The organism is Micromonospora sp. NPDC020750, assembly GCF_044334565.1.
Taxonomy (GTDB): Bacteria; Actinomycetota; Actinomycetes; order Mycobacteriales; family Micromonosporaceae; genus Micromonospora.
In genome coordinates, this window is sequence record NZ_JBIRTH010000003.1 from 283,083 (window position 1) to 294,977 (window position 11,895).

Annotated in this window: 10 protein-coding genes; 4 read left to right on the plus strand and 6 right to left on the minus strand. The window is 73.9% G+C overall.

Translation table 11 applies throughout. The features are described from left to right. Window positions 1-399: 399 nt before the first annotated feature. Window positions 400-1,227: a DUF308 domain-containing protein gene (locus ACH4T9_RS11485; protein WP_396670983.1), complete on the plus strand. Its 828-nt coding sequence runs from the start codon at window positions 400-402 to the stop codon at window positions 1,225-1,227. Window positions 1,228-1,433: 206 nt separating this feature from the next. Next, on the plus strand, window positions 1,434-2,852 hold the full coding sequence (locus ACH4T9_RS11490; protein ID WP_396670984.1) for a trehalose-6-phosphate synthase: 1,419 nt from the start codon (window positions 1,434-1,436) through the stop codon (window positions 2,850-2,852). A 24-nt stretch (window positions 2,853-2,876) separates the two neighbouring features. On the opposite strand, the gene ACH4T9_RS11495 is transcribed toward ACH4T9_RS11490, so the two are convergent. The 6 genes from ACH4T9_RS11495 to ACH4T9_RS11520 form a co-directional block, all read right to left on the minus strand. Further along, a complete protein-coding gene (locus ACH4T9_RS11495; RefSeq protein ID WP_396671460.1) occupies window positions 2,877-3,671 on the minus strand; it encodes an alpha/beta hydrolase in 795 nt (264 codons plus the stop codon). 26 nt (window positions 3,672-3,697) lie between these two features. Then, window positions 3,698-5,104, minus strand: a complete 1,407-nt coding sequence (locus tag ACH4T9_RS11500; RefSeq protein ID WP_396670985.1) for a flavin-containing monooxygenase — start codon at window positions 5,102-5,104, stop codon at window positions 3,698-3,700. Window positions 5,105-5,208: 104 nt separating this feature from the next. Beyond that, window positions 5,209-5,913, minus strand: a complete 705-nt coding sequence (locus ACH4T9_RS11505; protein WP_396670986.1) for an endonuclease/exonuclease/phosphatase family protein — start codon at window positions 5,911-5,913, stop codon at window positions 5,209-5,211. A gap of 11 nt (window positions 5,914-5,924) precedes the next feature. Continuing rightward, window positions 5,925-6,872 carry an ROK family glucokinase gene (locus ACH4T9_RS11510; RefSeq protein WP_387023575.1) on the minus strand — a complete coding sequence of 316 codons (948 nt, stop codon included), beginning with the start codon at window positions 6,870-6,872 and terminating at the stop codon, window positions 5,925-5,927. Window positions 6,873-6,948: 76 nt separating this feature from the next. After that, a complete protein-coding gene (locus ACH4T9_RS11515) occupies window positions 6,949-7,638 on the minus strand; it encodes a hypothetical protein (protein ID WP_396670987.1) in 690 nt (229 codons plus the stop codon). Between the two features lie 43 nt (window positions 7,639-7,681). After that, the gene (locus ACH4T9_RS11520; protein WP_396670988.1) at window positions 7,682-8,137 is read right to left on the minus strand and encodes an SRPBCC family protein; all 456 of its coding nucleotides are present in this window, start codon (window positions 8,135-8,137) and stop codon (window positions 7,682-7,684) included. A gap of 225 nt (window positions 8,138-8,362) precedes the next feature. On the opposite strand from ACH4T9_RS11520, the gene ACH4T9_RS11525 reads away from it, so the two are divergent. Together ACH4T9_RS11525 and ACH4T9_RS11530 are read left to right on the plus strand one after the other, a co-directional pair. Beyond that, entirely contained in the window at window positions 8,363-10,180 is a 1,818-nt protein-coding gene (locus tag ACH4T9_RS11525) for an AMP-dependent synthetase/ligase (protein ID WP_396670989.1), read from the plus strand. 74 nt (window positions 10,181-10,254) lie between these two features. Further along, on the plus strand, window positions 10,255-11,892 hold the full coding sequence (locus ACH4T9_RS11530) for a GAF domain-containing sensor histidine kinase (RefSeq protein WP_396671461.1): 1,638 nt from the start codon (window positions 10,255-10,257) through the stop codon (window positions 11,890-11,892). The last annotated feature ends 3 nt before the right edge of the window (window positions 11,893-11,895 follow it).

Below are 11,895 nucleotides of genomic sequence, written 5' to 3' on the forward strand. Positions count from 1 at the left end.
CCAGCGGCATGAAGATCGGATCGGAGAAGGACAGATGGCCGCCCGCGAGGACGACCGGCCCGCCGTCGGGCACGTGGCGCAGGCCCCGACCCGAGGGCCAATGATCAGCCTCAGCAAGGGGCCGAGGATGATGTACTTCATCAGCCAGTACAGCACCGGCGTCCTTCCCGAGGGTTGGCCGCGACGCCACCGCGGCCGGCGGGCCGGGCCCCGGGACGCGCCCGGGTGGGCCGGCGGGGCGCCTTCGGCGAGCGGGACTGTCGGCCATGAGCCGACGAACCAGGAGCGGCACGCCACAACGCACTCCCGGAACAGGGCCCCGACGTGTCACGATTCAGGGCACGGCGTGCGGGGCGCCGGGGCAACCGCACCGTGAGGTGCGCCGAGGGAGGATGTCCGGTGTCAGCGGGTGGGGCCCGCCGAGGGCGGCGGGACAACGGGCTCGACGCGAGCGAGTACGCCGTCGCCGGCGACGTGGATCCGCGCGTCGGCGAGCATCTGCTCGACGTGCTGGCCGCCGGCGGCATCGCGGCGTACCTTCAGCCGTCAGCCGACCTGAACCCCGTCACCCGCACCACCACCGTTCCGTCCCGGCCGGTCGACCGGCTCTACGTCGACCGGTCGCACCTGACCACGGCGCGTGACTACCTCACCCAGCTCGCCGAAGAGACCCCCGCCGAGCCGGCCCGGAACGAGCCGGACGTGGACGCCGAGTGGGCCCGCATCGTGGCCGGCTTCCACACCGCCCCGGCCGCCGGGGCGCACCCCTGGCCCGCGGCGGAGGACGTCGACGACGAGCCGGGTGAGCCGGCGGCGGGCGGAGCCGGCCGGGTCGGGACGGACGAGGGCGGGACCGCCACCGACGTGCGCCGGCTGCCCTGGGCCGCCGACATCTCCGGCGTCTCCGTGGGCCAGGGCCGGCAGGACGAGCCGTCGCTGCTGGACGGGCTGGACACCTTCGGCGCCGACCTGCCCGACGGCGCGGAGGAGCGCTACACCCCGCCGCCGCCCCCACCCCTGCCCCGGATCTCCAAGTACGCGGCGGCCGGCGTGCTCGCCATCATCGCCGGCTTCGTGCTCTTCCTGAATCCGTCGCTGCTGCCGGTGGACAGGTCGGTGGTCACCCTGTTCGGGTTCACCGGGATACTGGCCGGCTTCGTAACGCTGATCTGGCGGCTGCGCCCCGGTGACTCCGACGACGACCCGGACAACGGCGCCCGGGTCTGAGGCGGCAGGTGCACGCTCCGTCGCGTACCGTTCCCGGACACGGACGCCGGGTGCCCGGATTGCGGGACGCCGCCGCCCACCACGAGAGGCGTAACAGTGGTGTAACTTACTGTCAGTAGGAATACCGCTGTACGTCACTTCCCCCACTGACTGCCCGGTTGTTCCTCGCTCGCGGTGGTCGGTCTCTGCTGATCGGAATGCCCGAGATGCGACAGAGTTCACTCGTGGTGGTGGCAAACCGCCTCCCCATCGACGACAGTGTGGCGCCCGACGGCGCCTGCGAGTGGCGAAGCAGCCCCGGCGGGCTGGTGAGCGCCCTGCACCCCCTGCTCCGGCACACCCCGGCCACCTGGGTCGGCTGGGCGGGTGGCACCGGGCCGGCACCGGCCCTGCCCGACGTCGACCGCGTCCGGATGCACACCGTGCCGCTGAGCTCCGAGGATCTTCGTGACCACTACGAGGGCTTCGCCAACTCCACCCTGTGGCCGCTGTACCACGACGCGGTCGAGCAGCCCGAGTACCACCGCCGCTGGTGGGAGGCGTACCAGCGGGTCAACCAGCGGTTCGCCGAGGCGACGGCCGAGGTGGCCGAGCGGGGCGCGGTGGTCTGGGTGCAGGACTACCACCTGCAACTGGTTCCCGGCCTACTCCGCGAGCTGCGGCCGGACCTGCGGATCGGCTTCTTCCTACACGTGCCGTTCCCGCCGCCGGAGCTGTTCATGCAGCTCCCCCGCCGGGCCGAACTGCTGCGCGGCATGCTCGGCGCCGACCTGATCGGCTTCCAGCGCGCCCAGGCAGCGCACAACTTCGCCCAGCTGGTGGCCAAGGTGCTGGAGCTGCCCGCGACCGACCGGCGGATCGGCATCGGCGACCGGGTGGTCCGGATCGGGGCGTTCCCCGTCTCGATCGACGCCGCCGAGATGGCCGCCCTGGCGGGCCGCCCCGACGTGGCCGCCCGGGCCCGGCGGCTGCGCCACGACCTCGGCGACCCCGCCCACGTCATCCTCAGCGTCGACCGGATGGACTACACCAAGGGCATCGAGCAGCGTCTCAAGGCGTACAGCGAGCTGCTGGCCAGCGGGCACGTCAAGGTGCGCGACACGGTGCTGGTGCAGGTGGCGGTGCCCAGCCGGGAGCGGGTGACGCAGTACCAGATCCTCCGTGACCGGGTCGAGCGCGAGGTGGGGCGGATCAACGGAGAGTTCGGCCGGGTCGGCGAGCCCGCCATCCACTACCTCACCCAGCCGTTCGACCGGGCCGAGCTGGCCGCGCTCTACCGGATCGCCGACGTGATGGCGGTGACCCCGCTGCGGGACGGGATGAACCTGGTCGCGAAGGAGTACGTGGCGGCGCGGGTGGACGACACCGGTGCGCTGCTGCTCAGCGAGTTCGCCGGCGCGGCGGCGGAGCTGCCGCAGGCGTACCTGGTCAACCCGCACGACCTGGAGGGACTCAAGCAGGAGCTGCTGGCCGCGCTCCAGGCCGACCCGGCCGACGTGACCGCCCGGATGCGCGCGATGCGCGAGCACCTGCACCGCAACGACATCCACGCCTGGGCGCGCTCCTACCTCAGCGCCCTCGACGACGAGGGCTCGCTGCTGAACCACATCAGCACGACCGGCTGAACCGGCCGGCCGGGGCGGCGCGGGTCAGGCCGGGGCGTGCTCCTTCTCCAGCCAGTCCAGGATCGCGTCGATCGGCTCGCGCCAGCGGGCGTCCAGCATCAGGTCGTGCCCCATCCCGGGGAAGAGCAGCGGCGCGCCGCCGTGCCGCCGGGCGGCCCGGGTCAGCGCGGCCGGCGGGACCACCCGGTCGTCGGGGCTGCCCAGCACCAGCACCGGCGGGTGACCCACGGCCGGCTCCGGGTCGCGATGGGTCAGCAGTTGCCACTGCGCGTGCCTGCTGGCCCGACCGAGCCGGGAGGCGTACCGGCGGGCCTCGGCGTCGGGCAACTCGCGGCTGAACAGCTGCCGGCGACTCAGCCGCAGCCCGCCGCCGACCAGGGCGGGCAGGGTGCCGCCTGGGTTGCGGCGCAACGCGACACCCAGCGTCCCCCACTCGCCGAGCACCGGGGCGACCAGCACCGCCGCCCGGGCCGGGTAGCGGGCCAGGGCGTGCCGGACCACCAGTGCCCCGGCGCCGTGCCCCACCAGCACCGCCTGGCGCGGCAGGCCCGCCGCCACCTGCGTCACGTCGTGGGTGTACGCCCGCAGCGTCGCCTCCGGCGCCGGCTCGCTGCCGCCGTGCCCGCGCAGGCTCAGCGCGTACGCCGGGAAGCCGCGCCCGGCGGCGTGCTCCAGCCAGTGCTCGGCGAACGCCCACGCGCCGTGCCCGAAGCCGGGCACGAACAGCAGCGGAGGGCGGCCCTGCTCCAGCTCGGGGAGCGCGCTGAGCACCTCGCGGCGGGCCGGGCGGACCGGGCGGGCCCACTCCCGGCCGCGCATGATCCGCACCCGCTCCCCGCCGCCGCTCACTTCTCCTCCAGGTCATCCATCGCGCGCTGCACGGCGCGCAGGTAGTCGGCGTGGCCGACCTCGAACCAGTGCCGGCTACTGTCCTTGACCTTGCCGGAGTAGCGCTCGCCGACCCCGGCCGCGGCCCGCTTGGCGAACACGGCGGCCCGGTCGGGCCGGGTGAGGCGCAGCGTGAGCAGCCGGGCGAAGAGCACGGTCTGCCAGTGCGACAGGGTGAAGATCCCCGAGTCGGACTGGACCAGACCGGCGACGGCGAGGGTCGGATGGCCGGGGGCGAAGGCGTTGAGCCACAGCCGGGGCCGGCCCGACCCGTCGGCGTCGCCGAGAATCCTCGGGTCGAGGAACTCGAAGCGGGGAAGGTAGCCGGTGGCGAAGACGACCAGCTCCGGCTCGATCCGGCGGCCGTCGGTCAGCTCCACCGCCTTGGCGTGGAACCGGGCCACGTCCGGCACCGGGGCGATCTCGCCGTGTCCGACGTAGTAGACGAGCTGGCTGTTGGCGATCGGATGGGTCTCGTAGACCCGGTGGTCGGGCTTCGGCAGGCCGAACCGGGTGAGGTCGCCGACGGTGAGCCGCAGCGTCCAGTGGTAGAGCCACTGCCGGATCCGCAGCGGCACCCGCAGCGCCAGCAGACGGTCATTGACCTGGTCGGCGGGGCGCCCGAGGACGTACTTCGGGGCGTACCAGTAGCCGCGGCGGGTGGAGTGCCAGCAGTGGGACGCCTGCTGGGCCGCCTCGACCGCGATGTCGCATCCGGTGTTGCCGGCCCCGACGACCAGCACCCGCTTGCCGCGCAACTGGGCCGGGTCCTTGTAGGACGAGGCGTGCATGATCTCGCCCCGGAACTCCTCCAGCCCCTCGTAGCGGGGCAGCTTCGGCGACCAGTTGTGGCCGTTGGCGACGACCACGGCGGCGTACCGGGAGGTGCGCTCCGGGCCGTACCCGCCGGTGCTGCGGGTGGTGACGTCCCATCGGTCGCCGGCGACCGGCTCGACCCGGACCACCTCGGTGCCGAACCAGACGTGCTGGCGCAGGTCGAAGTGGTCGGCGTAGCGCTCGAAGTAGGACAGCAACTGGCTGTGGTGCGGGTAGTCCGGCCAGTCGTCCGGCATCGGGAAGTCGGGGAACTGGGTGAACGGCGGCGACGAGATCAGGTGGGTGCTGGCGTACACGGGGCTGCGGTCGTGCCGCCAGTTCCACGCGCCGCCGACGCCGGTCTCCCGTTCGTAGCAGTCGACGCCGAAGCCGTGTTCGCGCAGGTTCTTCACCGCGGTCAGGCCGCTGGCCCCGGCCCCGATGACGCAGACCGTGTCGCCCCGGTCGGAAACCGGGCGGCCCTCCCGGGTCGGGGCGGGCGTCGCCGCTTCCGGCTCGGGACGGCCGGGGTCGGTGGAGGGGGACACCGGATTCTCCTTAGGTGCGGCACGAGTGCCGGTCGCTGCGAAATCCTTCCGGTAACCCAACCGGTTTGTCCAGCCCCTGTGGAGGGTCGGACGCCCCGGGACGGTCAGCCGGCGGCCGGCAGCAGCAGGTCGACCAGGACAGGGAAGTGGTCGCTGGCACGGCGGGTCTGCGGGGTGTCCACCACGTCGTAGTCGACCACGGTGATCCGGGGGTCGACGAAGACCGCGTCGATCCGCCGGCGCGGGTCGGCGCACGAGTAGGTGTGCCGGTCGGCCCGGTCGGCCGCGACCGCCGCGTCGGTCAGCCCCTCCCCCACCGTCGCCCAGGCCGGGCCGTCGGGGCCCTCGTTGAGGTCGGCGCCGGCCACCACGGGCAGGTCGGCGGCTGCCAACTCCCGCTTGAACGCCGCCGCCTGGGCGGGCCGCTCGGCCGGGTCGGTGGACAGGTGCGAGCCGGCCAGCAGGAACCGCGCCCCGCCCACCCGGCACTCGGCGTACGCGGCGCCGCGCAGGTGCCGCCCCGGGGTCAGCGGGTAGCGCTGGCAGCGGGTGTCGAGCACCCGCACCCGCAGGCTGGTCAGCAGCAGGTTGCCCAGCGACGGCAGCCCGCCGGCGGCGACCACCAGCCCGAACGACCCGGCCAGCGTGGCCGACTTCTGCCGCCACCGGAACCGCCGGGGGGCCTCCTGCACGATCACCACGTCCGGCGCGGCCTCGCGGACCACCGCGGCCAGCGCGGCGGTGTCGTCGCGCTGGCTGTGGATGTTGTACGACACGACGCGCAGCGGCACGCCCGCGTTCTCGCTCATCCCGGCCCGCCTCAGACCCGACGGGCCAGGTCGGCGGCGCCGATCACGCCGGCGGTGTTGCCCAGCTCGGCGGGGCGCACCTCGGCGACCGGGAGCCGGCTGCGCTGGGCCAGCGCGTCGGTGAAGGACCGCCGGGTCGGGCCGAGCAGCAGGTCGCCGGCCTCGACGACGCCACCGCCGACGACCAGCACCTGCGGGTCGAGGATCTGCGCCATGTCGGCGAGGCTGGTGCCGAGCCAGCGCCCGACCTGGGCGAACGCCTCGGCGGACACGGGATCGCCGCCCTGGGCGGCGGCGGTCACCATCGGGCCGGTGACGGCCTCGGCCTCGCCGCCGGCCAGTTCCAGCAGCGCGGTGGCCCGGTGCGGCTCCTGGCGGGCGGCGGCGCGGGCGAACCGGACCAGGGCGCTGCCGCTGGCGTACTGCTCGATGCAGCCGAGCCGGCCGCAGCCGCACTGGTGGCCGTCGGGGACGGTGAGCATGTGGCCCAACTCGGCGGCGATGCCGTTGGCCCCGCGCACCAGTTCACCGCCGAGCACGATGCCGCCGCCGACGCCGGTGCCGATGGTGAACATGACCATCGAGTCGTCGGCGTGCCGGGCCGCGCCGTAGCGGAACTCGGCCCAGGCTGCGACGTTTCCGTCGTTCTCCACGATCACCGGCAGGCCGGTCGCGACGCTGACGTACTCGCGCAGCGGCTCGTCGCGCCAGGCCAGGTTCGGGGCGAAGAGGACATTTGATCGGCTGACGTCGATCCAACCGGCCGCGCCGATGCCGACGGCGTAGATCTGCCGGCCGGCGGCGAGTTCGGTGACCACATCGATGATGACGTCGCGGGTCTTGGCCACGTTGTCGGCGGGGGTGTCCCGTCGGGCCTGCACGAGAACCTTGCCGGTGTCGTCCACGACACCGCCGGCCACCTTCGTGCCACCGACGTCGACTCCGATGGTCAGCGTCACCGCTGCCACTCCCCTCTGCTGTGCTGTCCGGCACCCCACGGCGAACCGCCGTGGGGTGGGTCGGGATGTCCGGTGGTCAGGCCTCGTCGCCTGGTGCGTCCTCGCCCGCGCCGCCGGGCGTCCGCGAGACGGGCACCCCCGGTTGGCCGGCCGTCGGCCGGGGGTCCCCCGGCGCGCCCGACCCGGCGTCGTCGGCGGGTGGCACGTCGGCAGCCGGAACGCCCCGACCCTCCCCCCGGGTCGCGGCGGACCAGACGTCCTGCTCCGGCGCCGGCTGAGAATCATGCCCGGTACGGGTGGCCTCGCGCCACACATGATCGCCCGACTCCTGGCGCGCCCCGGCCCGGGGCGGGGGCGGCGCTGCGTCGCCCGGCTCCTGCGGGCCATGGGCGGGGTCGCCGGCCGAGGCGAACGCGCGCAGCAGGCTGGCCACGCCGGCGGCCAGATCACCCGCTCCGGTGGCGAGCCGCTCGGCGAATTCCGGACTCGGATCGCGTAACGCCGCGATACCACGGCATACCGGGCAGATGCAGCACTCTGCCGCACCGGTGGCGAAGCCGCCCCGGCCGGCCTCGGCGGGCCCGCCGGCCGTCCGCCCACCGGCGCTGTGACCGAGGACACTCGACAGGATCCCACCGACCGGACCCCACGGGCCCGCCCCGGAACCGGCGCCCGCGCGAGCCCCGGCCAGCCGGGCCGCCGCGAGCGCCGTGGCGACCAGCCGCTCCGCCTCTTCCCGGGCCGAACCCGGCTCGGTACCCCCCATGGTCGGCTCCTCTACCGTGCCGGGCGTGCCGCAGCAGGTCGCGTCACCGCGCCGCACCGGATTCCTCTACCCGAAGCTTGAGCTGCTTCAACGCCGTGTCCATGATCATTTTTTCGGCCTTACGCCGAAACATGCCCAGCATGCCCACGGAGAGCTCCACCTCCAGGGTGTAGGTCACCGTGGTCGTCCCGTCCGGGTTGCCGACCAGGTCGTACGACCCGTGCTGGGAGCGCTGCATCTTCGAGGGCGCCACCAAATGCCACTCGATGCGGGTCAGGTCCTCGGAGTACTCGTAGGCGAGCACGTACTCGTCGGCCAGCACCCCGGCGTCGATGGTGAACCGGACCTGACTGGCGTAGCCGTCCTCGTACTCCTCGACGACCTCGGCCCGGCGCATCGCCTCGGTCCACTCGGGGTAGCGCGCGAAGTCGCAGATCACCGCCGCGACCCGATCCGGTGACGCGCCGATGACGATCGACTGGGTGGAGGAGTCCGCCATGTGGGGGAGGCTACCCGGCGGCGGGCGGGAACGCCCCGGTCCACCCCCGCCAGGCGGCGGCCCGTCGCCTGCGGACCCGTCCGGCGAGCGCCACGCTCGGGGCCGATTCGGGAGGCGGTGCGGGCAACCTCCTACCGCAGTCACCTGGGCGGGCGGGTAGGTTTCGACAGAGCCGACCCGTCCGGGCCCCGCCCGCCCGGCCAGTGCGAGCACGAGGGAGTGCAGGTGCGCGAGTTCTCCGTTCCGCCGATCGTCACCGTCGGCGACTCGGCCAACCTGACCCAGCCGGTCTGGGACAACGCCGAGGCGGCCCCGGAGGCGGTGCAGTTCGTCCGCCCTGTCCCGTCGGCCAGCGAGGCGGGCGCGGGCCGGGAGGACGTGACCTGCCAGCAGTTCCGCGACGAGGTGGTCGCGGTGGCCCGCGGGCTGGTCGCGGCCGGCGTGTCCCCCGGCGACCGGGTCGCCCTGATGAGCCGCACCCGGTACGAGTGGACCCTGTTCGACTACGCGATCTGGGCGACCGGCGCGGTCACCGTGCCGATCTACGAGACCTCCAGCGCCGAGCAGGCCGCCTGGATCCTGGAGGACTCCGGCGCGGTCGCGGTCGTGGTCGAGAGCACCGCGCACGCAACCCTGGTCGCCGGCGTCCGGGACCGGCTCCCCGAGCTGGCGCAGGTCTGGCAGATCGAGCTGGACGCGGTCGGCGAACTGGTCGCCGCCGGCGCCCCGGTCGACCCGTTGGAGATCGACCGGCGCCGCACGGCGGTCCGGGCCGACGACGTGGCGACCATCATCTACACCAGCGGCACCACCGGCCGTCCCAAGGGCTGCGTGCTGACCCACCGCAACATGTACGCCGACATCGCCAACGCGGTGCCCGTACTGCCGAACCTGTTCCTGCGGCCGGGCGCGTCGACCCTGCTGTTCCTCCCGCTCGCGCACGCCTTCGCCCGGCTCATCCAGATCGGCATGGTGCACGCGCGGGCCACCATGGCGCACTGCCCCGACACGACGGACCTCGTCGGGGCGCTCCAGGAGTTCAAGCCGACCTTCGTGCTCTCTGTCCCCCGGGTCTTCGAGAAGGTCTACAACGGGGCCCGGCAGAAGGCCGAGGCCGACGGCAAGGGGAAGATCTTCGACCGGGCCGAGCAGGTCGCGGTCGCGTACAGCGAGGCCCTGGACAAGCCGGGCGGGCCGGGCCTGGCGCTGCGTGCGCAGCACGCGGTCTTCGACAAGCTGGTCTACCGCAAGTTGCGCGCCGCCCTGGGCGGCCGGTGCCGGGACGCGATCTCCGGCGGCGCGCCGCTCGGCGCCCGGCTCGGCCACTTCTTCCGGGGCATCGGAGTGACCATCTGCGAGGGGTACGGGCTCACCGAGACCTCCCCGGCCGCCGCCGCGAACCTGCCCGACGCCACCCGGATCGGCACCGTCGGGCGCCCGCTGCCCGGCGTGACCGTCCGGATCGAGGACGACGGAGAGATCCTGATCTCCGGCGACCTGATCTTCCGGGGGTACTGGCGCAACGAGGCGGCCACCGCCGAGGCGCTCAGCGCTGACGGCTGGTTCCGCACCGGCGACCTGGGGACGCTCGACGACGACGGCTTCCTCAGCATCACCGGCCGGAAGAAGGAGATCATCGTGACCGCCGGCGGCAAGAACGTCGCCCCGGCGATGCTGGAGGACCAGGTCCGGGCGCACCCGCTGATCAGCCAGTGTGTCGTGGTCGGTGACCGCCAGCCGTTCATCTCCGCGCTGGTCACCATCGACGAGGAGGCGCTGCCGAAGTGGCTGGCCGCCCACGGCCGCCCGGAGACCACCCCGGTCGCCGAACTGCGCGAGGACGAGGCGCTGCGCGCCGAGGTGCAGGGCGCGGTCGACCAGACCAACCAGTCGGTCTCCAAGGCCGAGGGGATCAAGGTGTTCCGCATCCTGCCGCACGACTTCACCGAGGCCACCGGCGAACTCACCCCGTCGCTGAAGGTCAAACGGCAGACCGTGCACAAGACGTACGCGGCGGAAATCGCCGACATCTACCGGCGCTGACTACGATCCGTCACGTGCCAGCCTCCTCGACACCCGTCCGGCCGCCCACGCAGCCGCTCGCCACCGCCGCGCGCCTGGTCATGCTCGCGCTGGTGGCCGTCCTCACCTTCCTCGCGACCCGCGACGTCGGGCAGCTCTGGTGGATCGCCCTGCTGGGAGCCGCCGGCCTGCCCGCCGTCCTGGCCCCCCAGCACCGGCTGCTCGGCCCGCTCAGCCGCTTCGCCGAGGTCGTGGTGCTAGGGCTGGCCGCCAGCCAGGTCGCCGCCGTCACCACGCTCGACGGCGCCACCGGCGGGCTGGGCGCCTCGGCCGTGCTGGCCTACCTCGCCGTCCCGGTGACCGTGACCGCGCTGCGCCGCCGGTTCCGCGAGGGCGCGGCGCTGCTCGCCGTCTGCGCCGCCACCCTGCTGATCAGCGCCGCGCTCACCGGGGTCGACGGCGGTCGCCAGCTCGGCCAGCCGGGATACCTCGCGGTCTGCGCCCAGTGGCTGATCCTGGCCGGCCTCGGGCTCTACACGGCCGGCACCCTGCACCGGGTGATGCGGGTCCGCAGCGAGGGCAAGCCCCAGCCGTACGCCGAGGCCACCCGGCTGCTGACCCAGCTCCGCACGGTCGCCCGGCAGCTTCCCGGTGCCACCCTCGACCCGGGCGGCATCTCCGAGCACCTGCTGGAGGAGTTGCGCACCGTGGCCCGGGCCGAACGGGCGGCGGTGCTCTCGGCCAGCGGCGGCGGGCGGCTGGTGGTGCTCGCCCAGGTGGGCGTGGACCGGGTCGACTGGGAGACCACGCTCGACGCGGACTCGGCGATCGCCGACGCCTGGGCCAGCCAGCAGCCGCAGACCGCGAGCCGCTCGCAGGCCCGCTCGCACGCCGGCGGCGACGTGTCGGCGCTGATCGTGCCCCTGGTCGCCGGCGTCCGCACGATCGGCATGCTGGTGATGGAGGCGGACGCCGCGCAGGCGTACCCGCCGCCGGTGGTGTCCCGGGTGACGGCGCTGACCCGCCCGGCCGCGCTACGGCTGGAGGCCGCCCTGCTCTTCGACGAGGTGCGCTCGCTGGCCACCAACGAGGAGCGGCAGCGGCTGGCGCGGGAGATCCACGACGGGGTGGCCCAGGAACTGGTCATGGTCGGGTACGGCATCGACAACGCCCTGGCCACCGTCTTCGAGGACGCCGACGAGACCGCCGAGTCGCTGCGCCAGCTGCGCCATGAGGTGACCCGGGTGATCACCGAGCTGCGGCTGAGCCTGTTCGAGCTGCGCAGCGAGGTGGACCGGCAGGGTGGCCTGGCCGCCGCGATCGCCGAGTACGCTCGCACCGTCGGCGCGTCCGGTGGGCTGCGGGTGCACCTGTCGCTGGACGAGTCGAGCGCCCGGCTGCCCGCCGCGACCGAGGCGGAACTCCTCCGCATCGCCCAGGAGGCGGTCACCAACGCCCGCAAGCACGCCGGGGCGTCGAACCTGTGGGTCACCTGCGAGGTGGACCCGCCGTACGCGCAGATCGAAGTGTCGGATGACGGTCACGGCATCGGTGAACAGCGCCCGGACGGGCACTACGGTCTTGCGATCATGGCCGAGAGGGCGGAACGTATCCGGGGCCGGTTGGAGATCAGGCCGCGGCAACCCAGCGGCACGACGGTGGCGGTGGTTCTCGGCTCCTCGCCCCGGCGCGATAGGGTGCGCGGCAACGCCGCAGCAGCAGAAGGGGAGTAACCC

Coding starts and splice junctions, on each gene's coding strand:
- ACH4T9_RS11490 (WP_396670984.1), top strand. CDS start 1,434: ATGCGACAGAGTTCACTCGTGGTGGTGGCAAACCGCCTCCCCATCGAC.
- ACH4T9_RS11495 (WP_396671460.1), bottom strand. CDS start 3,671: ATGCGCGGCCGGGAGTGGGCCCGCCCGGTCCGCCCGGCCCGCCGCGAG.
- ACH4T9_RS11505 (WP_396670986.1), bottom strand. CDS start 5,913: ATGAGCGAGAACGCGGGCGTGCCGCTGCGCGTCGTGTCGTACAACATC.
- ACH4T9_RS11515 (WP_396670987.1), bottom strand. CDS start 7,638: ATGGGGGGTACCGAGCCGGGTTCGGCCCGGGAAGAGGCGGAGCGGCTG.
- ACH4T9_RS11520 (WP_396670988.1), bottom strand. CDS start 8,137: ATGGCGGACTCCTCCACCCAGTCGATCGTCATCGGCGCGTCACCGGAT.